The sequence below is a fragment of the Bradyrhizobium sp. ORS 285 genome (genome assembly GCF_900176205.1).
In the GTDB taxonomy this organism is placed as follows: domain Bacteria; phylum Pseudomonadota; class Alphaproteobacteria; order Rhizobiales; family Xanthobacteraceae; genus Bradyrhizobium.
The window spans coordinates 77,209-97,255 of record NZ_LT859959.1; the positions used below are offsets into that span (position 1 = coordinate 77,209).

Consider the following 20,047-nt stretch of genomic DNA (forward strand, 5'->3'; position numbering starts at 1 on the left):
TGACATCGGCGTCATGGACTGGCTCACACTCACCATCGTCATCATCTGCCTTGGTGCTTCCGCCTTCTTCGCGCTGAGCGAGACCGCGCTCACCGGCGCCTCTCGCGCCAGCATGTTGCGCCTGTCGAAGCAGGGCAATCGCGACGCCGACGTGGTGTCGAGCCTGTTCGACATGCGCGAGCGGCTGATCGGCGCACTGCTGCTCGGCAACAACATCGCCAATATCGGCGCCTCCGCGCTGGCGACCGGAATCTTTACCGCCTGGTTCGGCGAGGTCGGCGTGCTCTACGCGACCGGCGTGATGACAGCCCTCGTCGTGATCTTCGCCGAGGTGCTGCCGAAGACGATCGCGATCAACGCGCCGGACCGGGTGTCGCTGGCGGTGGCCCGGCCGATGCGCGCGACGGTGATCGTGCTCGGTCCGGTGCTGGCGGTGATCGAGGCGATCGTGCGCGGGCTGATGCGGCTGATCGGCTTCAAGGTCGGAGCCAACCAGCCGATCCTGTCGCCGACGGAACGCCTGCGCGGCGCAGTGGATCTGCTGCATCACGAAGGCAAGGTCGAGAAGCAGGACCGCGACATGCTCGGCGGCCTGCTCGATCTGCGCGAGCTGCAGGTGTCCGACGTGATGGTTCACCGCACCGAGATGGTGATGGTGAATGCCGACCTGCCGCAGGAAGAATTGGTGCGCGAGGTGCTGGCGTCGGAATACACGCGCATCCCGCTGTGGCGCGACACGCCGGAGAACATCATCGGCGTGCTGCACGCCAAGGATCTGCTGCGTGCGATCCGCGCGGCCGAAGGCGACGTGACGCACATCGACGTGGCGTCACTCGCGCTGCCGCCCTGGTTCGTTCCGGAGATGCGTTCGGTGTCGGAACAGCTCAAAGCGTTCCGCCGCCGCAAGACCCATTTTGCTTTGGTCGTCGACGAGTATGGCGAGGTCGAAGGCATCGTCACGCTCGAGGACATCCTGGAAGAAATCGTCGGCGACATTTCCGATGAGCAGGACGTGCAGGTCGCGGGCGTGCGCGTGCAGCCGGATGGCTCCGTCGTCGTCGACGGCTCGGTGCCGATCCGAGATCTCAATCGCGCGATGGACTGGACCTTGCCTGATGAGGAGGCAACGACGGTTGCCGGTCTGGTCATTCACGAGGCGCGCTCGATCCCGGAGCGTGGCCAGAGCTTCACGTTCCACGGCTTCCGCTTCCGCGTGCTGCGCCGGGAGCGCAATCGCATCACCGCGCTCCGCATCGTGCCGGTGCCCCGTGGAGAAACGGAGGAGACACGGCCGCGCCGAGCCGGTACGGCGTTCTAATCGGTGGAAGTTGTCAGATCACGCTTCGCCCGGCGCCTTCGCATGCAGCGCGAGCGCATGCACGGAGCCGGCAAGTTCCTCGGACAATGCGGCGTTGATCAGGCGATGACGATCGACGCGGCTCTTGCCGGCGAAGGCCTGCGACACAATATACACGCGGAAATGGGTCTCACCGCTGGGACGGTGTCCCATGTGGCCCGCATGCAGATGCGATTCGTCCTGCACATCGAGGCTTTCTGGAGAGAAAGCTTCGCGCAACTTTTCGATGATAGCATCCCGGGTCCGCATGGTCTCTGGAAATACGCATCAAATTATTTTTCGTCAATCGGCGGTCCCCGCCTGAGGTATTCGCAATGTCAAGACTTGAAGCTTTTCGCGTTGCGTAGTCAAAGTCCGCCATGCCGATCGATTCAAACAAATTCTTCGACTCCATCCGCATCAAGCCCAAGAAGACGGCTGCGCGGCAGCCGGTGGTGCGCGAGGAGGCCCAGCCGTGCCAATGGCCGGACTGCAAGAACAAGGGTTCGCATCGCGCGCCAAAGGGACGCGAGAACCAGCGCGAGTATTGGCACTTCTGTCTCGACCACGTGCGCGAGTACAACCAGTCCTATAATTTCTTCTCCGGCATGAATGCCGATGCGGTCGCGCGTTATCAGAAGGACGCGCTGACTGGACATCGCCCGACCTGGAAGATGGGCGCCAACACCGCGGGCAAGCGCGGTACGGGGAATGCCGAGAACGATCTCGGCGATGCCTCGGATCCGTTCAGCGTGTTCGCCGAGATCAACGGTCGCGCCGGCTGGCGTCCGGGTGCGCAGTCCGCGCCGCCGAAGGCGGAGACGCGCAAGGTGTTCAACGCCGAGCGCAAGGCGCTGCAGGTGATGGGCCTCGGCCCCGACGCCACGCTCGAGGACGTCAAGGTCAAGTACAAGGCGCTCGTGAAGCAGCACCATCCCGACGCCAATGGCGGCGACCGCTCGACCGAGGATCGCCTGATCGAGATCATCAAGGCCTACAACTACCTGAAGACGGTGGTGAAGGGCTGACACGCGGCAGCGTCTGAGCTGCCGCGTGTGTTGTCTTGAGGTTCAGGGCTGCGGCCCGATATAGGCCGAACTCGGCCGGATCAACCGCCCCGTCCGCTGCTGTTCGCGGGCATGTGCGGTCCAGCCCGCGGCACGGGCGACCGCGAAGATCGGCGTGAACGCCTGGCGCGGAATCTTCAGCGCATCGAGCAGGATGGCGGTGAAGAACTCGACATTAGTATCGAGCACCCGCTCCGGATTCTTCCGCCGCAGCGCCTGGCGGATGTAAGCCTCCACCTCGCTCGCGAACGGCAGATCCGCCCCGCTCCCCGCCAGCCGCTCGATCGCGCCCTTCAGCACATCGGCCCTGGGATCGCGCACCCGGTAGATCCGGTGCCCGAACCCCATCAAACGCTCGCCGCGGCCGAGCGCCGCATCCACCCAGGGAGCGATGTTCGCGCTCGTCCCGATCGCATTCAGCATCTCCAGCACCGGCTCCGGCGCCCCGCCATGCAGCGGTCCCGTGAGAGCGCAGTATCCGGCAGTGATCGCGGCGAACAGGTCGGCCTGGGTGGAGGCGACAACGCGGGCGGCGAAGGTCGAGGCGTTCATGCCGTGATCGCTGACGGTCACGAGATAGGTATCGAGTGCCGCGACTTCGCCAGTGGAAGGCGTATCGCCGCGAACCATGCGCAGGGTGTCGGCGGCGTGGCTGAGGTCGGGATTCGGTGCGATCGGCTGCGCGCCACGGGCGCGCTGCACCAGGGCGCCGGCGATCACCGGACCGGCGCCGACGATGGTGGCCTCGTCATCAAGGCCGGGCTCAGGGCGCAGCGCTGCAACGGCGGCGCGGTAGCCGTCGATGATCGACATCCCGGAGGTCGCGGCGAGGAGCTCGGGCAGCCGGGCGAAGGCGCGCTGGCGGGCCATGCCGAGGCTGGCGCGCACGTCGGCCTCGCTGATGCCGCGCTTCGTCGCTGCGCTCCAGAGCCGGGCCGTCACCCCCTCGAAGCCGCTGGCGGCGGCGAGCTCGGCCACGCGATGGCCTGCGATGATCAGCTCGCCCTGCTGGCCGTCGACATGGCTGAGCACGGTCTCGGCGGCGGGGATGCCGTCGAGGCCGATGGGGGACTTCGAGAGCTGGATTGTCATGGCGCGATCTCCTGCGTGAATGGTCACGCCACGAAGATTCGCCCGGTCGACAGATTGATCAATCTTGATTAAGCTGATCAATATGAAAAAAGACAGTGGTCTTTACCTATCGGCCCGTGAGGCCTCCGCCGAGCTCGCGATTACGCCCGCGACGCTGTACGCCTATGTCAGCCGGGGTCTCGTCCGTTCCGAACCGTCACCGGATTCGCGCAGCAACCGCTATCGCGCCGAGGACATAAGGGCGCTTAAGGAGCGGCGCGCGCCGGCTCCGGAGCCGCGCGCCTTCCGCAGCTTCGACGCGGATCTGCCGGTGTTCGATTCCGCGGTGTCGACGATCACCGAGTCCGGTCCGATCTATCGCGGCGTCAATTGCGTCGAGCTGGCGGAGCGGGATTCGCTAGAGCATGCGGCGACCCTGCTGTGGGACGTCACGGCACTCGATCCGTTCGCATCCGAGAACATGCCGCACATCTCGGACGAGATGCGTCTCATTGCCGAGGCCGCCCGGCGCGCCGCGCCGATCGACCGCGCCATTGCCGTGCTGGCGCTGGCGGCACATGCGGATCCAGCAGCGTTCAACCGCGCCCCTGACGGTCGTGCTCTGGTCGGTGCGCGCATTGTCCGGCTGGTGGTCGCGACGATGCTGAATGCGCCGCCTTCTGCCGAGCCTCTCCATGTTCAGGTCGCCAAGGCCTGGGCGCCTGAGCACAAGCATGCACCCGACCTGATCCGCCGCACCCTGGTGCTGCTGGCCGATCACGAGCTGAACGCATCCACCTTCACCGTCCGCTGCGCGGCCTCGACCGGCCTAAGCCTTTACGATGCCGTGATCGCCGGCCTCGCCGCGCTGAAAGGTCCGCAGCACGGCGGCGCCGGCGTGCTGGCCTCGCAACTGGTGAAGACGCTGATCGACCGCGATGTGGCGCCGCTGATCCGCGAGCGCGTTGCGCTCGGCGAGCGCTTCGCCGGCTTCGGACACGGCGTCTACAAGCGCGGCGATCCGCGCGCGATCTCGCTGCTCGATGCGCTGACTCGCGCGGGTGCGCCGCGAAAGTTCACCCGCGAGGTGCCGGAGCGGATCGCGGAAGCCACCGGCGAGTTCGTCAACATCGACTATGCACTCGCCGTGCTGGTGCACAGCCTGCGCCTGCCGGCCGGCAGCGAGCTAGCGCTGTTCGCGATGGCGCGCTGCGTCGGCTGGATCGCGCACGCCTGCGAGCAGCTACAGTTCGGTCGCTTGATCCGGCCGCGAGCCCGCTACACCGGGCCCATCCCGGGACGGGCGGCCAGTCTCGAAACGCTGTAGCGCACCTATTCAGCTGACCCTGCCGCCAGTTGCGTCTCGCGCCGCTTGCGCACCAGCCGAAGCACCAGCCAGACCACGATCGTTCCGGCCACCGCTGCGATGATCCAGGTCGACTTCGCGATGTGGCTATGATGCGGAATGCCGCCATAGCGATGCAGCAGCTGCACCGCGAACACCCCTGGCAGCACATGCGCGCAGGCCCACAGCACGATGGCCGGGATGTTGACGGCGTAGAACCGCGCCGGCGGGATGTCGAGCGCGCCCGCCGTGATCGGCACCACGGCACGGATCGGCGCCACGAACCGGGCAAAGAAGATCGCCAGCGTGCCGAAGCGGTGGAAGAACGCCTCGCTCTGCGCCACCAGGCGCGGATAGTTCGAGAACGGCCAGGCCGTCAGAATCTCGCGCTGCTGGCGATGGCCGACCCAGAAGGCGCCGCCGTCGCCGATCACGGCGCCAAGAATGGCGGCCGCCAGCACCCATTGCAGCGTCAGCTCGCCGCCGGGGATGAGCGCGCTCAGCGCCAGGATGATCGTCGTGCCCGGGACCACGGAGCCCACGATCGGGACCGCCTCCAGCAGCGCCGCCAGGAACAACGTGAGATAGGCCAGCCCCGCATGCGCGGAGACGAAGGCGATCAAGGGGTCGAGCAGATGGGCCACACGGATCCTGCCGGTTGTGACGGAGAAATGACGAGCTGTTCGATAAGTAGGAACCCCGGCCCGGAGTGCCACGTCAGAATGCCGTACGTGTCATGGGGCCAAAAGGTGGCGTGATACGCAGGGCAGCCTTCCAAAAACGTCGGCCCATGCCTATCTCGATGATATAACGACGGAACTTTGATCAAGGCTTAGGCTTCTGCCCGCGCGTGCTCTCTGCTAGGCTGGCGTTCGAAGCCCTTCAACCGCAGCCAAACCATGAAATCTGGTTTCGGGATTGCCCGGGACCTCGGAGGATGAATGACGACCGCCGCTACGACCAATGCGCAGGAGATGACCGGTGTGCCCGACATGAAGGTGTCGGTGCGGCAGGTGTTCGGGATCGACAGCGACCTTGAGGTGCCGGCCTTTTCCGCAACCGACCCGCATGTCCCCGAAGTCGACGCCGACTACCGTTTCGACCGCGCCACCACGCTCGCGATCCTGGCCGGCTTCGCCAAGAACCGCCGCGTCATGGTGACGGGCTACCACGGCACCGGCAAGTCGACCCATATCGAGCAGGTCGCCGCCCGCCTGAACTGGCCGTGCGTGCGCGTCAACCTCGACAGCCACATCAGCCGTATCGACCTCGTCGGCAAGGACGCGATCGTCGTCAAGGATGGCAAGCAGGTCACGGAGTTCCGTGACGGCATCCTGCCCTGGGCGCTGCAGCACAACGTGGCGCTGGTGTTCGACGAATACGACGCCGGCCGCCCCGACGTGATGTTCGTGATCCAGCGCGTGCTCGAAGTCTCGGGACGGCTGACGTTGCTCGACCAGAACAAGGTCATCAAGCCGCACCCGGCGTTCCGCCTGTTCGCGACCGCCAACACGATCGGCCTCGGCGACACCTCGGGCCTCTATCACGGCACGCAGCAGATCAACCAGGGCCAGATGGACCGCTGGTCGATCGTCACGACCTTGAACTATCTCGCGCATGACGAGGAGGTCGAGATCGTGCTGGCAAAGGCCAAGCACTATCAGAACGCGCAGGGCCGCGATACCGTCAACAAGATGGTGCGGCTCGCCGATCTCACGCGCAATGCCTTCGCCAATGGCGACCTGTCGACGGTGATGAGCCCGCGCACGGTGATCACCTGGGCGGAAAACTCCGAGATTTTCGGCGATATCGGCTTCGCCTTCCGGGTAACCTTCCTCAACAAGTGCGACGAGCTCGAGCGTCCGCTGGTCGCGGAATTCTATCAGCGCTGCTTCAATGCCGAGCTGCCGGAATCCGCCGTCAACGTTGCGCTAAGCTGATTGAAGGCGTCGTCCCGGCCTTGAGCCGGGACCCATACGCTGTGACGTTTCGGCGATGCGCCGGAGTTGGCGTCGACACGATGAGATGACCGCCGGTGGCTATGGGTCCCGGCGTTCGCCGGGACGACAGGCCGCAGGGATAAGATGACCACATCCAACAGCAAACTCCGTCCCGGTACCAAGGAAGCGCCGACGGAGCCGTTCAAGCGCTCGGTGACGGGGTGCTTGCGCGCCATCGCGCGATCTCCCGAACTCGAAGTCTCCTTTGCCGCCGAGCGGCCGGGTCTTGCCCCGGGCAAGGCGCGGCTGCCGGAGCCGGCGCGCAAGATGACCAAGCGCGATGCGGCTGTCGTGCGCGGCCACGCCGATTCGATCGCGCTCAAGATCGCCTGTCACGATCCGAAAATTCACCGCAAGCTGATCCCCGGCAATCCGCAGGCGCGCGGCGTGTTCGAGGCCGTCGAGCAGGCGCGGGTCGAAGCGATCGGCGCCAAGCGCATGGCGGGCGTCGCCAAGAACCTCACCGCGATGCTCGACGATCACTTCCATCGCGGCAAGTACGACGAGATCACCGACCGTGCCGATGCGCCGCTGTCGGATGCCTTGGCAATGATGGTGCGCGAGCGGCTGACCGGCATGGCGCCGCCCAATGCGGCGCGCAAGGTCGTCGATCTCTGGCGGCCGTTCCTGGAAGACAAGATCGGTTCGCGTCTCGATGAGCTCGGCCGGTTCACCGAGGATCAGGCCAAGTTCGGCGATCTCGTTCACGACCTGTTGTCGGCGCTCGATCTCGGCGACGAGCGCAATGCTGACTCCGAGGAGGACGAGGACAACGACGACAACCGCGACGGCGACAATGATCAGTCCGGCGCCGAGGGTTCGCCGGAGTCCGATGCCGCGCAGGAGATGAGTGCCGACCAGGCGCAGACGACGTCGGACGAGATGTCGGAGAGCGCGATGGAAGCGGCGCAGGCTTCCGCTTCGGATACGCTCGATGACGGCGAGCTCGGTGACGACGAGACGCCCGGCGAGGCGACGCGGCCGAACCGCAATGGCGCCAACGAGCCGCGCGGGCCGGAGTATCACGCCTTTGCGCCGAAGTTCGACGAGATCATCGCCGCCGAGGATCTGTGCGATCACGACGAGCTGGAGCGGCTGCGCTCCTATCTCGACAAACAGCTCGCGCACCTGCAAGGCATCGTGGCGCGTCTCGCCAACCGGCTGCAGCGCCGGCTGATGGCGCAGCAGAACCGCGCCTGGGAGTTCGATCTGGAAGAGGGCATTCTCGATCCGGCGCGGCTGTCGCGCGTCGTCATCGACCCCTATCAGCCGCTGTCGTTCATGCGGGAAAAGGAAGCGACCTTCCGCGATACCGTCGTGACGCTGCTGCTCGACAATTCCGGCTCGATGCGCGGACGCCCCATTACGGTGGCAGCGACCTGCGCCGACATCCTCGCCCGCACGCTCGAGCGTTGCGGCGTCAAGGTCGAGATTCTGGGCTTCACGACGCGCGCCTGGAAGGGCGGGCAGTCGCGCGAGGCGTGGCTGGCCGCCGGCAAGCCGGCGAATCCCGGTCGCCTCAACGATCTCCGCCACATCATCTACAAGTCCGCAGATGCGCCCTGGCGCCGTGCGCGGAAGAATCTCGGCCTGATGATGCGCGAAGGTCTCTTGAAGGAGAACATCGATGGCGAGGCGCTCGACTGGGCGCACAAGCGCCTGCTTGGCCGGCCTGAGCAGCGCAAGATCCTGATGATGATTTCGGACGGCGCGCCGGTCGATGATTCCACGCTGTCGGTCAATCCCGGCAATTATCTGGAACGTCACCTGCGCCACATCATCGAGGAAATCGAGACCCGCTCACCGGTCGAGCTGATCGCGATCGGCATCGGCCATGATGTGACGCGCTATTATCGCCGCGCGGTCACGATCGTCGACGCCGAGGAGCTCGGCGGCGCCATCACCGAGAAGCTCGCCGAGTTGTTCACCGAGACACACTCGGCGCCGCAGCAGCCTGCGCGTGCACCGAAGCGCAAGCTGCATTGATCCGCCGGCCTAGGGCTGGACGCGTCCCTCCTCCCGACGGGAGGAGGTGGGGGAGGGGGCCCCGCTGACAATGCCGCTGCAGGCGATCGCCGACCGCAGGCGCTTCCTGGCGCTGACTCTCGGCGGAGTGTCGGCGCTCGCCTGGCCCGACGGCACCCACGCGCAGTCGGCCCCGGCCGCGGTCCGGAGGCGCGCCGGGGTTGATGAGCACTCCGTCACCTCAGCGACCAAGATCGAGGTCAAGGCGCGGCCGCTGCCGTCGTTCGATCTGCGCGACCGCACGCATCTGCGCTTCGGCATGCTGCATTATCGCAGCGGCGTCGCGCTGACCTCCTCCTATCCGGGCTTCGGCGGGCTCTCTGGCATCCGGCTGGACGCGAAGGGCGAGCGCTTCCTCGCGATCAGCGATAAGGGCGGCTGTTTCACCGGCCGCATCGCCTATGCTGGCCGCGACGTTGTCGGGCTCGCGGACGTCGAAGCGGCGCCGCTGCTCGGTCCGGACGGACGGCCGATCACCGATCGCGGCTGGTACGATTCCGAGTCGCTCGCGCGCGACGGTGACGTCGTCTATGTCGGCCTCGAACGCGTCAATCAGCTGCTGCGCTACGACTTCGCCAAAGGCGGTGTCGGCGCGCGCAGCGAGATCATCCCGCTGCCGCCTGCGGCCAAGCGCTTGCCCAATAACAAGGGCCTCGAAGCACTGGTCGTCGTGCCGAAGGGTCTGCCACTCGCCGGTACGGTCATCGCGATTTCCGAGCGCGGCCTGGATGCGAACGGCAATCTGCTGGCGTTCCTGATCGGTGGCTCGTCTCCGGGACAGTTCAGCATCGTCCGCAGCAATGATTTCGATGTCAGCGATGCCGTGCTGCTCGCGTCGGGCGACTTGCTGGTGCTGGAGCGCAAGTTCTCGCTGTTCAACGGCGTCGGCATCCGGATACGCCGTATCAAGCTTGCTGATATCGCTCCCGGCGCGCTGGTCGATGGTCCCGCGATCTTCGCCGCCGATCTCGGCCAGGAGATCGACAATCTCGAAGGCATCGACGCGCATGTCACGCCCGAGGGCGAGACCGTGTTGACCTTGGTGTCAGATGATAATTTCTCGATGATCCAGCGTACGCTGCTGCTGCAGTTCACATTGCTGGAATGAGCTGCACTGCATTGCAGCAGCCGCGTTGACCGCGTCCGCGGCATCGCCGACACTTGCTGATAAGACCACACCGTCAACCGCCTCAACCCGGAACCCCGCATGAGCGCCCTGTTCACTCCGATCAAGCTGCGCGGCCTCGAGCTCGCCAACCGCATCGTCGTGTCGCCGATGTGCCAGTACTCGGCCGAGAACGGCGCGGCCAATGATTGGCACTTCACCCACATCAACACGCTGGCGCTGTCGGGCGCGGCGATGTTCTGCATCGAGGCGACGCATGTCGAGCCGATCGGTCGCATCACGCCCGGCTGCCTCGGACTGTGGGACGATGCGACCGAAGCCGCGCTGAAGCCAATTCTGGCCTCGGTGCGCAAGCATTCGAAGACGGCGATCGCGATGCAGCTCGCCCACGCCGGCCGCAAGGCTTCCAGCCACAAGCCGTGGGATGGCGGCCAGCAGATTCCGATTGCCGAGGGCGGCTGGCAGACCGTTGCGCCCTCAGCGTTGCCGCACAAGGACGGTGAGCTGGCACCAGAAGCGCTCGACGCTGCCGGCTTGGCTCGCATCCGCGACGCATTCGTTTCCGCGGCGCAGCGTGCCGCGCGCCTCGGCATCGACGCGATCGAGCTGCACGGCGCGCACGGCTATCTGCTGCATCAGTTCCTGTCGCCGATCGCCAACCAGCGCAGCGACGCTTATGGCGGCTCGCTGGAAAATCGCATGCGCTTCCCTCTGGAAGTCTTCGATGCCGTGCGCGCCGTCTTTCCCGCGGACAAACCGGTGGGCATGCGCGTCTCGGCAACGGACTGGGTCGAAGGCGGCTGGGATCTCGACCAGACCATCGCCTTCGCGAACGAACTGAAGCGCCGCGGCGTCGATTGGATCGACGTGTCCTCGGGCGGTGTGTCGCCGCTGCAGAAGATCACGCTCGGGCCCGGCTATCAGGTGCCGTTTGCCGAGGCCGTGAAGAAGGCAACGGGATTGCCGACGATGGCCGTCGGCCTGATCACGCAGCCGCAGCAAGCGGAGGAGATCGTAGCCTCCGGCAAGGCCGACATGGTCGCGCTCGCCCGCGGCATGCTCTACGACCCGCGCTGGGGCTGGCATGCGGCTGCTGAGCTCGGCGGACAGGTCGCCGCACCTCCGCAATATTGGCGCTCGCAGCCGTCGACGCACAAGGAGCTGTTCGGCCCGACCACGTTCGGCGCACGCTGACGTGCAATTGATCACGATGACCGCGGATCAGCCTTGCGCAGATTCGCGGGTCATCATTTAGCCAGCGACACAGCGGACGATTGCCGCTGTCGAACGAAGTGCTACACTTCGCAGACCACGTGCGGCGTTGCCGACTCCGTTGGTCGTGTTTCGTCTCGCGTGACGATGAGCGCATCACAAAGGTGCGCCGCAGTATAAACGCGAGAGGAAAGCGCCATGGAAATCGGATACTTCACGATGCCCTCGCATCCGCCGGAGTGCGGGTTGAAGGAAGGGCAGGAGTGGGACCTTCAGGTCCTGCGCTGGCTCGATGAGCTCGGCTATCAGGAAGCCTGGATCGGCGAGCATCACACCGCGCCCTGGGAGCCGCATCCGGCGCCCGACCTGATCCTGGCGCAGGCCTTCCGCGAGACCAAGAACATCCGCCTCGGGCCCGGCGGCTTCCTGCTGCCCTATCATCATCCGGCCGAGCTCGCCAACCGCGTCGCGATGCTCGATCACCTCTCCGATGGCCGGCTCAATTTCGGCATTGCCGCATCCGGCCTGCCGAGCGACTGGGCGATGTTCAACGTCGATGGCATGAGCGGGCAGAACCGCGAGATGACGCGCGAGGCGCTGGAGATCATCCTGCGGCTGTGGACTGAGCCCGCGCCGTTCACGCACAAGGGCAAGTACTGGACGGTGACCAAGCCCGACGTGATGTTCGACTTCCTCAAGCCGCACATCAAGCCGGTGCAGGCGCCGCATCCGCCGATTGGCGTCGCCGGTCTGTCCAAGAATTCCGATACGCTGAAGCTCGCCGGCGAGCGCGGCTTCATTCCGATGAGCCTCAATCTGAACCCGGCCTATGTGTCGTCGCACTGGGACTCGGTGGAGGCGGGAGCCGCGAAGTCCGGTCGCAAGCCGAGCCGCAATGATTGGCGGCTGGTGCGCGAGGTGTTCGTGGCCGAGACCGATGAGGAGGCTTGGCGTCTGTCGACCGGCGATATGATGGGGCGCATGATGGGCGAGTACTTCCTGCCGCTGCTCAGCCATTTCGGCTTCAAGGACTATCTGAAGCATTCACCTGACGTGGTGGATTCCGACGTGACCGTGGACTATTGCGCCAAGCGCAACTGGATCATCGGCTCGCCGGCGACCGTCACCGAGAAGATCGAGAAGATCTGGCACGAGGTCGGCGGCTTCGGAACGCTGTGCGTGTTCGGCTTCGACTACAAGCACAAGCCGGAAGCCTGGCACAACTCCTTGCGGCTGCTGAAGCACGAGGTGATGCCGAGGTTGCGCCATCTCAATGCCGACATGACCAAGGCGGCCTAACATCCAGGATTGGACCGGCGTTCCGGCGCCGGTCCGGTCAGCGAGGGTCATTGCCATGCGCATCCGTGTCCGCCAGTCCGCCCACGTGCTCGAACGGTCGGGGCTTGCCTTGGCGGGCGCGGCTTGCGGTGTTTTCGTAGGAGCCCATGTCGGATCCAGCGTGCCGGCGCTGACGACCCAGGGCTTCCTGCTGCTGATGATGCTGTCCGGCGCGTTCGGCTTCTATCTCGGCATCGATACGCCCCAGATCCCGTTCCATCCGCATGAGGAGGGAACGCCGGCCGAGAACAAGATCGACACGGCCGAATTCCTCAGCGCCGTCGGGACCTTTCTCGCGACGCTGACGGCCTTCTTCGCCGTCGGCATCATCATCCTGCGTGAGGACCCGCACATCGTGTGGACGTCACTCATCATGGCCGGTTGGGTCATCGGCGTGGTGATGCAGATCGTCGCCGGCGCGATCGCGCGCATGCGCCGATGACGTCGTGGTCAATTTTTGTGCTGCAGCTGTCGCGACTTTCATCCGCCTTGGCTTAATCGCGCTATGCCGAGTTCTATAGGGCGGAACTAAGAGAGCCTGCGTCCACCTGTTATAGCGCCTGCCTGCTGTCTTCATCCGACCGCGTACGGATCAACGTCCATGAATTCAGGGCCCAGCACGTGGCGTCGCAGGATGCCCATGCGTTCAGAGCAAGCGCCGCATCGAATCGCCGCATGGCGCCATCCCGCGCGTTGGCGCGCTTGATGCATCGCTCCCCATAGGACCATTTGGGAAGCTGATCATGTTGAAGCGGGTGTTGTTGGGTGTGATCATCGGCTGCGGATTGTCCGCGGCTCATGCGGAGGAGCCGAAGCTCGGTGGTGTCGTCAATGCCGTTATCCAGCCCGAGCCGCCCGGCTTGATGCTGGCGATGGTCCAGAACGGCCCGACGCAGATGGTGTCTGGCAACATCTTCGAAGGACTGCTGCGCTACAGCCCCAAGCTCGAGCCGCTCCCCGGCCTCGCCGAGAGCTGGACGATCAGCCCGGACGCCAAGGTCTACACCTTCAAGCTGAAGAAGGGCGTGACCTGGCACGACGGCAAGCCGTTCACCTCCGCGGACGTGCTGTTCTCGATCGAGATGCTGAAGCAGACGCATGCACGCGCCCGCAACAATCTCGTGATGGTCGAGAAGGTCGAGGCGCCCGATGACTTCACCGTCGTGTTCACCCTGAAGGAGCCGTTCGGTCCCTTCATCGGCATCTTCGAGGTCGGCTCGCTGCCGATGGTCCCGAAGCATCTTTACGAGGGCACCGACTACAAGACCAATCCGAACAACAACGCGCCTATCGGCACCGGTCCCTTCATGTTCAAGGAGTGGCAGAAGGGTTCGTTCATCCGCATGGTGAAAAATCCTGATTACCACGAGAAGGGCAAGCCCTATCTCGACGAGGTCTACTGGCAGATCATCCCCGATGCGGCTGCGCGCGCGGTCGCGTTCGAGACCGGCAAGGTCGACGTGCTGCCGGGCGGCTCGATCGAGAATTTCGACGTGCCGCGTGTCTCGAAGCTGCCGGGTGCCTGCGTCACCGGCGCCGGCTGGGAGTTCTTCTCGCCGCTGTCCTGGATGTGGCTGAACCTGCGCAATCCGATCCTTGCCAACAAGAAGGTCCGGCAGGCGATCATGTACGCCATCGATCGCGACTTCGCCAAGGACGTGATCTGGAACGGCCTCGGCAAGGTCGCCACCGGCCCGTCGGCCTCGACGATCAAGTTCTACACCGACGACGTGCCGAAATATCCCTATGATCCGGCCAAGGCCAAGGCGCTGCTCAAGGAGGCCGGCTACAAGGGCGAGAAGATCCGCATGCTGCCGCTGGCCTATGGCGAGACCTGGCAGCGCTGGGGCGAGGCGGTGAAGCAGAACCTGCAGGACGTCGGCATGACGATCGAGACGATCGCGACCGACGTGCCCGGCGGCAACCAGAAGATCATGGACTGGGACTACGACCTCGCCTTTACCTATCTCTACCAATATGGCGATCCCGCGCTCGGCGTCTCCCGCAACTACCTGACCTCGGCGATCGCCAAGGGCCAGGTGTTCAACAATGTCGAGGGCTATTCCAATCCCGAGGTCGACAAGCTGTTCGCCGAGGGCGCGACCGCGCCGACCGACGCCCAGCGCAAGGCGGCCTACGACAAGGTGCAGAAGATCCTCGTCGAGGATGTCCCCGTGGCCTGGCTGCTCGAGCTGCAGTTCCCGACCATCACCAAATGCAAGGTGAAGAGCCTGATCACGACCGGCGTCGGCGTCAACGACGGCTTCCGCGACGCCTGGCTCGACAAATAGCGGCTGTTCAGGGAGCGCGGCCATCAACGCCGCGCTCCAGCGCCTCATTTGATCGTGCCGAGCTGACCATCACGGGCCCTTCATGCTCTCCTTCATCGCCCAGCGCGTCGCGAAGGGTGTCATCGTCCTTCTCGCCATCATCGTGCTGAACTTCTTCCTGATCCGGCTGGCACCGGGCGATCCCGCTGTCGTCATGGCCGGCGAGGCTGGCGCCTCCGATCAGATGTTCGTCGCGCAGCTGCGGGAGAAGTTCGGCCTCGATCGTCCGTTGCCGGAGCAACTCCTCATCTACGTCAAGGGCATCGCCACCCTCGATCTCGGCTTCTCGTTCCGCCAGCAGGCGCCGGTCGCCAAGCTGATCGGCGAGCGGCTGCCCGCGACCCTGCTGCTGACGCTTTCCGCGTTCGCGATCTCGCTTGCGCTCGGCGTGCTGTTCGGTGCCTTGGCGGCGCGGTTCGCCGGGACGTTCCTCGACACGGCCATTACCGTGCTCGCGCTGATCTTCTACGCGACGCCCTTGTTCTGGATCGCACTGATTGCCATTCTCCTGTTCTCCGTCTGGGTCGATTGGCTGCCGAGCTTCGGCTACGAGACCGTCGGCGCCGGCTATACGGGTCTGCGCCACGCGCTCGATGTCGGCGCGCATCTCGTGATGCCGGCTGCGACGCTCGGCCTGTTCTTCATGGCGACCTACACCCGCATGACCCGCGCATCGATGCTGGAGGTCAAGCGGCTCGACTTCGTCAAGACGGCGAGGGCAAAAGGCCTGCGCGATGGCGTCATCCTGCGCCGCCACGTGCTGCGCAATGCGCTCTTGCCGGTCGTAACGCTCGCCGGCGTCCACGCCGGCACGCTGGTTGGCGGCGCCGTGCTGACCGAGACCGTGTTCGCCTGGCCTGGCATCGGCCGGCTGATGTATGACGCGCTGATCCAGCGCGACTACAATCTGCTGCTCGGCGTGTTCGTGGTCTCCTCGGCGATGGTGCTGATCTTCAATCTCGTCACCGACCTCGTCTACCGCCTGGTCGATCCGCGCATCGAGTACGCCTCATGAGACAGTTCTGGCGCACCATGCTGCGCAGCCCGAGCGGCATCATCGGGCTGATCATTCTCGTCCTGGCGATCGTGATCGCGGTCGCCGGTCCGTTCTACTTCCCCAATTCACCGTGGCGCATGGTGCAGCGGCCGTTCGTGCCGCCGTTCACCTTGGCGAAGGTGCCGCTCGGCACCGACGCGCTCGGCCGCGACGTGCTGGCCGGCCTGATCTTCGGCGCCCGCGTCTCGCTGCTCGTTGGCCTCGTCTCGACCTTGGTCGCGCTCGTCGTCGGCGTGCCGCTCGGCGCCATCGCCGGCTATTTCGGCGGCCGCGTCGACGATGCCTTGATGCGCTTCACCGAGTTCTTCCAGACCATCCCGAGCTTCGCGCTCGCCATCGTGCTGGTCGCGATCCTGCAGCCCTCGATCTATTCGATCGTCGCCGCCATCGGGCTGGTCAGCTGGCCGCCGGTGGCGCGGCTGGTCCGCGGCGAGGTGCTTTCTCTGCGCACGCGCGAATACGTCCAGGCCGCGATCGTGACTGGGCAAAGCAATTCATGGATCATCTGGCGCGAGATCCTGCCGAATGCACTGTCGCCGGTGATCGTGCTGGCGTCCTTGATGGTCGCGACCGCGATCCTCCTGGAATCCTCGCTGTCGTTTCTCGGCCTCGGCGATCCCAACCTGATCTCCTGGGGCTACATGGTCGGCGCCGGCCGCACCGTCATCCGCCAGGCGTGGTGGATCACGGTGTTCCCTGGCGTCGCCATCCTGCTGTCGGTGCTCGGCCTCAACCTGATCGGCGAGGGCCTGAACGACGCATTGAACCCGCGCCTCTCGCGCGAGGGCAGGTGAGCATGATCGATCATGACTGCCGTAGGGTGGGCAAAGCGAAGCGTGCCCACCGATTGTCGGTCTCGTCTGCTGATGGTGGGCACGGCGCGGGAGGGAGCGGAGCAAACAACGCGCGGAATCGGCGCGCCGTTGCCCACCCTACGAAATCCTGGCGTGGCGGCAGGTGAACCATGTCTGATCCCGTCGTTGCCATTAAAAACCTTCGTATTGCCTTGCCGAAGGGCGCCGAGCGCGCGCATGCGGTCGATGGCGTGTCGTTCGATCTCACCGCCGGCAAGATCGTCTGCGTGGTCGGCGAGTCCGGCTCGGGCAAGTCGATGTGCGCGCATGCGCTGCTCGGGCTGCTGCCGGACACCGTGAAGGTCGACGGCGGCGAGATCCGCTTCGAGGGACACGACCTGCTCAAGGTCGACGAAGACGGTTGGCGCGATCTGCGCGGTCGCCGCATCGCCATGGTGTTCCAGGAGCCGATGACCGCGCTCAATCCGCTGATGCGGATTGGCGACCAGCTGATGGAGGTGTTCGAGGCACACGACCTGCTCGCGCCCGGGGAGCGCCGCGCCAAGGCGCTGGCGCTGGTGCGCGAGGTCGGGCTGCCCGATCCCGAGCGCATCATCCGCGCCTATCCACACCAGCTCTCCGGCGGCCAGCGCCAGCGCGCGATGATCGCGATGGCGCTGGCGCTCGAGCCGGCGGTGCTCGTCGCCGATGAGCCGACCACCGCACTCGACGTCACGACTCAGGCGCAGATCCTCAAGCTGATCCGCAACCTGCAGGCCAGCCACAACATGGCGGTGATGTTCATTACTCACGATTTCGGCGTCGTCGCCGATATCGCCGACCAGGTCGTGGTGCTGCGTCATGGCAAGGTGGTGGAGGAGGGGACTGCCGAGACCGTGCTCGGCAATCCGCAACACGACTACACCAAGGCGCTGCTCGCCGCGGTGCCATCGTTCGATCCGCCGCCGCGTACGACGCGCGAGGATCAGCCGAAGGCGATCGAGGTCATCGGCCTCGACAAGACCTATGTGACGCCGACCGGCTGGTTCCGGCCGAACCGCGAGACGCGCGCGGCGCACGCGGTGAATTTCGCCATCCATCAGGGCGAGACGCTCGGCCTCGTCGGCGAGTCCGGCTCGGGAAAATCGTCGGTCGCACGGCTTGTCATGCGGCTGATCGAGGCCGATCGCGGCACGGTGCGCATCGGCGACGTCGATCTCACCGCGCTCGACGGACGTGCGTTGCGCACGCAGCGTCATCGCATCCAGATGATCTTCCAGGATCCGTTCGCTTCGCTGAACCCGCGCCGCAAGGTCGGCCGCATCATCGCCGACGGCATGGTCGCGCGCGGTACGCCCCTGGACGCGGCGCTGAAGCGCGCGCAGGAGCTGCTGGGACTGGTCGGGCTCGACGCTGGCGCGATCGAGCGCTACCCGCACGAATTCTCCGGCGGCCAGCGCCAGCGCATCGGGATCGCGCGCGCGCTCGCGCTCGATCCCGAGATCATCGTGGCCGACGAGGCCGTGTCGGCGCTCGACGTCTCCGTTCAGGCGCAGGTGCTGCGGCTGCTGGAGGATCTGAAGGCGCGGCTCGGCCTGTCGATGCTGTTCATCACCCACGACCTGCGGGTCGCCGCGCAGATCTGCGATCGCATCGCGGTGATGCAGAGGGGCGAGATCGTCGAGCTGAAATCGACGGCGGCGCTGTTTGCGAATCCGGAGCACCCCTATACGCGCGAACTGCTCGCGGCCGTCCCCGGGCGCAAGCCGCATCCGGCCGAACTGGACGCGTGAATGAGCTGCAACATAATCGGCGCAATTCAGTTATAACGTGATCAATCGGACCCTGAGCTAGCGCCCATTCGCGAAGGCGGGTTCCGATCAGCATCCGCGCTCGGGCGCAAGCTTGCGAGACGCGCGTCCGCCGATGCCGTCACGGAACCGAGGCCATGCTGTGCCAATCTTGCCAGCACATGCCGGCGTGTTCACCACTCCAATGAGGAAATCCCCGATGTCAGAGCGTAGGCCCACGGCCGCGGTGCTCGAAGCCCAGAAGGCGTTCAAGCCGGCTCCGGCCCCAACCAGTGATTATGAGAAGGCGCAGAGCGCGTTCGATCAGAACCGCGAGCGCCTAAAGGCCGAGCGCCTGGCGCGCGAGGCGGCTTTCGCCGGCAGAAAACATTTTGACAACAAACAGAAGCCGGCGTGAGCGCCGGCTTCGTTTACTCCACTATCGACCGGGTAATGGCCCTCGTGCTCAGCTCCGTGACGGCACGGAGGTGAGCTGACTTTGCGGCCGCTCGCTGCGCGCTGAATTCGTCGACGGAAGTGCGCCCGGCCTGGCCGTGGGCGCTTTCTTCACCGGCGCCGGAAGCAGTCCTTCGCGGATCGCCGCCTTGCGCGCGACCTTGCGCTGGCGTCGGATCGCGTCGGATTTCTCGCGCGTCTTGCGCTCCGATGGTTTTTCGTAGGAGCGACGGCGCTTCATCTCGCGGAACACGCCCTCGCGCTGCATCTTGCGCTTGAGAATGCGCAAAGCCTTGTCGACGTCATTGTCACGTACGAGTACCTGCAAAAGCATCCTCCTTCTTCATCTTGCGATGAGTGTCTGTCGTGTGGAGTCGATCGGCGCGGCGCCAGCGATCACGCCACGTTCGGCATTGTCTGCTTCAGAATCAGAATAATGAGCTGAACGCGATGTAATGAGAAACGAAATGAGAGCTGCGCTGAGACATGGTGATCCGCTTCGTATGAAGGCGGGAGCACGATCGTCTCTCAGCCATCGATGGCCGGGCCGTTACCGATGGTGCTCAGCAAGATAGGCGCGAAGCCTCGATATTGCCAGCGCGTTGGGGTGCAGTGTCACCGGCCGCAAACTATATTTGCCCCGCGCCCTTGTAATCCCCAGGAAAGGGTCTACCTTGAGATTGTTCGATTAGCCGCTGTGCCTTTCTGAATGTGCCCGCGGGCTATTTCCAAAGTCATCGCTCAGTTGAATGATGATATCGTGCGGTGTTCGCGCGATGAATATGCTTGGAGATAGACATGCAGGGTACCGTGAAGTGGTTCAACGGCCAGAAGGGCTTTGGTTTCATTCAACCGCAGGACGGCGGGAACGACGTGTTCGTTCATATCAGCGCCGTCGAGCGTGCTGGTCTGTCCGGTCTGGCCGAAGGCCAGAAGCTCAATTACGACGTGAAGACCGACAAGATGCGCGGTAAGACCAGCGCGGAAAATCTCTCGCTGATCTGATCGACTTGATCGATCTCTAGCCATTTCACGGATGTACTGAAATGGCCGGTATGCCCGCTCGATCTCCAGGATTGAGCGGGCTGTTCGCGTTTCGT

General features: G+C 65.0%; 19 protein-coding genes. 15 read left to right on the forward strand and 4 right to left on the reverse strand.

Annotation, left to right across the window (positions count from 1 at the left end; translation table 11 throughout):
- The first annotated feature begins 13 nt into the window (after nucleotides 1-13).
- Nucleotides 14-1,318: an HlyC/CorC family transporter gene (locus BRAD285_RS00350; protein WP_006613641.1), complete on the forward strand. Its 1,305-nt coding sequence runs from the start codon at nucleotides 14-16 to the stop codon at nucleotides 1,316-1,318.
- Nucleotides 1,319-1,336: 18 nt separating this feature from the next.
- Here the strand turns inward: BRAD285_RS00350 and BRAD285_RS00355 are convergent, their stop codons facing one another.
- Nucleotides 1,337-1,606 (reverse strand): BolA family transcriptional regulator, encoded by a 270-nt coding sequence (locus BRAD285_RS00355; protein WP_006613642.1) that lies wholly within the window; start codon nucleotides 1,604-1,606, stop codon nucleotides 1,337-1,339.
- A gap of 110 nt (nucleotides 1,607-1,716) precedes the next feature.
- On the opposite strand from BRAD285_RS00355, the gene BRAD285_RS00360 reads away from it, so the two are divergent.
- The gene (locus tag BRAD285_RS00360; protein WP_035647721.1) at nucleotides 1,717-2,364 is read left to right on the forward strand and encodes a J domain-containing protein; all 648 of its coding nucleotides are present in this window, start codon (nucleotides 1,717-1,719) and stop codon (nucleotides 2,362-2,364) included.
- Nucleotides 2,365-2,406: 42 nt separating this feature from the next.
- Here BRAD285_RS00360 and BRAD285_RS00365 read toward each other — a convergent pair whose 3' ends face one another.
- Nucleotides 2,407-3,495 carry a citrate synthase/methylcitrate synthase gene (locus BRAD285_RS00365; protein WP_006613644.1) on the reverse strand — a complete coding sequence of 363 codons (1,089 nt, stop codon included), beginning with the start codon at nucleotides 3,493-3,495 and terminating at the stop codon, nucleotides 2,407-2,409.
- A gap of 82 nt (nucleotides 3,496-3,577) precedes the next feature.
- Here BRAD285_RS00365 and BRAD285_RS00370 point away from each other — a divergent pair, with 82 nt between their 5' ends.
- Nucleotides 3,578-4,801, forward strand: a complete 1,224-nt coding sequence (locus BRAD285_RS00370) for a citrate/2-methylcitrate synthase (RefSeq protein WP_006613645.1) — start codon at nucleotides 3,578-3,580, stop codon at nucleotides 4,799-4,801.
- Between the two features lie 5 nt (nucleotides 4,802-4,806).
- Here BRAD285_RS00370 and BRAD285_RS00375 read toward each other — a convergent pair whose 3' ends face one another.
- Entirely contained in the window at nucleotides 4,807-5,463 is a 657-nt protein-coding gene (locus BRAD285_RS00375) for a DedA family protein (protein WP_006613646.1), read from the reverse strand.
- A 297-nt stretch (nucleotides 5,464-5,760) separates the two neighbouring features.
- Here BRAD285_RS00375 and cobS point away from each other — a divergent pair, with 297 nt between their 5' ends.
- The 11 genes from cobS to BRAD285_RS00430 all read left to right on the forward strand — a co-directional run bounded on the left by cobS (nucleotide 5,761) and on the right by BRAD285_RS00430 (nucleotide 18,909).
- Nucleotides 5,761-6,759, forward strand: a complete 999-nt coding sequence (gene cobS / locus BRAD285_RS00380) for a cobaltochelatase subunit CobS (RefSeq protein WP_035647724.1) — start codon at nucleotides 5,761-5,763, stop codon at nucleotides 6,757-6,759.
- Between the two features lie 144 nt (nucleotides 6,760-6,903).
- Complete coding sequence (gene cobT, locus BRAD285_RS00385; RefSeq protein ID WP_006613648.1) at nucleotides 6,904-8,805, forward strand: cobaltochelatase subunit CobT; 1,902 nt, start codon at nucleotides 6,904-6,906, stop codon at nucleotides 8,803-8,805.
- Nucleotides 8,806-8,875: 70 nt separating this feature from the next.
- Complete coding sequence (locus BRAD285_RS00390) at nucleotides 8,876-9,952, forward strand: esterase-like activity of phytase family protein (protein WP_006613649.1); 1,077 nt, start codon at nucleotides 8,876-8,878, stop codon at nucleotides 9,950-9,952.
- 99 nt (nucleotides 9,953-10,051) lie between these two features.
- Nucleotides 10,052-11,164: an NADH:flavin oxidoreductase/NADH oxidase gene (locus BRAD285_RS00395; protein WP_006613650.1), complete on the forward strand. Its 1,113-nt coding sequence runs from the start codon at nucleotides 10,052-10,054 to the stop codon at nucleotides 11,162-11,164.
- A gap of 216 nt (nucleotides 11,165-11,380) precedes the next feature.
- Nucleotides 11,381-12,481, forward strand: a complete 1,101-nt coding sequence (locus BRAD285_RS00400) for an LLM class flavin-dependent oxidoreductase (protein WP_006613651.1) — start codon at nucleotides 11,381-11,383, stop codon at nucleotides 12,479-12,481.
- 55 nt (nucleotides 12,482-12,536) lie between these two features.
- Nucleotides 12,537-12,962 carry a hypothetical protein gene (locus BRAD285_RS00405; protein ID WP_006613652.1) on the forward strand — a complete coding sequence of 142 codons (426 nt, stop codon included), beginning with the start codon at nucleotides 12,537-12,539 and terminating at the stop codon, nucleotides 12,960-12,962.
- 301 nt (nucleotides 12,963-13,263) lie between these two features.
- On the forward strand, nucleotides 13,264-14,811 hold the full coding sequence (locus BRAD285_RS00410) for an ABC transporter substrate-binding protein (protein ID WP_035647727.1): 1,548 nt from the start codon (nucleotides 13,264-13,266) through the stop codon (nucleotides 14,809-14,811).
- An 82-nt stretch (nucleotides 14,812-14,893) separates the two neighbouring features.
- Entirely contained in the window at nucleotides 14,894-15,865 is a 972-nt protein-coding gene (locus tag BRAD285_RS00415; protein ID WP_006613654.1) for an ABC transporter permease, read from the forward strand.
- The gene (locus BRAD285_RS00420; RefSeq protein WP_006613655.1) at nucleotides 15,862-16,701 is read left to right on the forward strand and encodes an ABC transporter permease; all 840 of its coding nucleotides are present in this window, start codon (nucleotides 15,862-15,864) and stop codon (nucleotides 16,699-16,701) included. Before BRAD285_RS00415 ends, BRAD285_RS00420 begins: the two co-directional genes overlap by 4 nt.
- A 170-nt stretch (nucleotides 16,702-16,871) precedes the next feature.
- Nucleotides 16,872-18,494: an ABC transporter ATP-binding protein gene (locus tag BRAD285_RS00425; protein ID WP_006613656.1), complete on the forward strand. Its 1,623-nt coding sequence runs from the start codon at nucleotides 16,872-16,874 to the stop codon at nucleotides 18,492-18,494.
- 217 nt (nucleotides 18,495-18,711) lie between these two features.
- Nucleotides 18,712-18,909 (forward strand): hypothetical protein, encoded by a 198-nt coding sequence (locus BRAD285_RS00430; protein ID WP_006613657.1) that lies wholly within the window; start codon nucleotides 18,712-18,714, stop codon nucleotides 18,907-18,909.
- Nucleotides 18,910-18,957: 48 nt separating this feature from the next.
- On the opposite strand, the gene rpsU is transcribed toward BRAD285_RS00430, so the two are convergent.
- Entirely contained in the window at nucleotides 18,958-19,275 is a 318-nt protein-coding gene (rpsU, locus tag BRAD285_RS00435; RefSeq protein WP_006613658.1) for a 30S ribosomal protein S21, read from the reverse strand.
- 470 nt (nucleotides 19,276-19,745) lie between these two features.
- Here rpsU and BRAD285_RS00440 point away from each other — a divergent pair, with 470 nt between their 5' ends.
- On the forward strand, nucleotides 19,746-19,952 hold the full coding sequence (locus tag BRAD285_RS00440; RefSeq protein ID WP_006613659.1) for a cold-shock protein: 207 nt from the start codon (nucleotides 19,746-19,748) through the stop codon (nucleotides 19,950-19,952).
- Nucleotides 19,953-20,047: the final 95 nt, after the last annotated feature.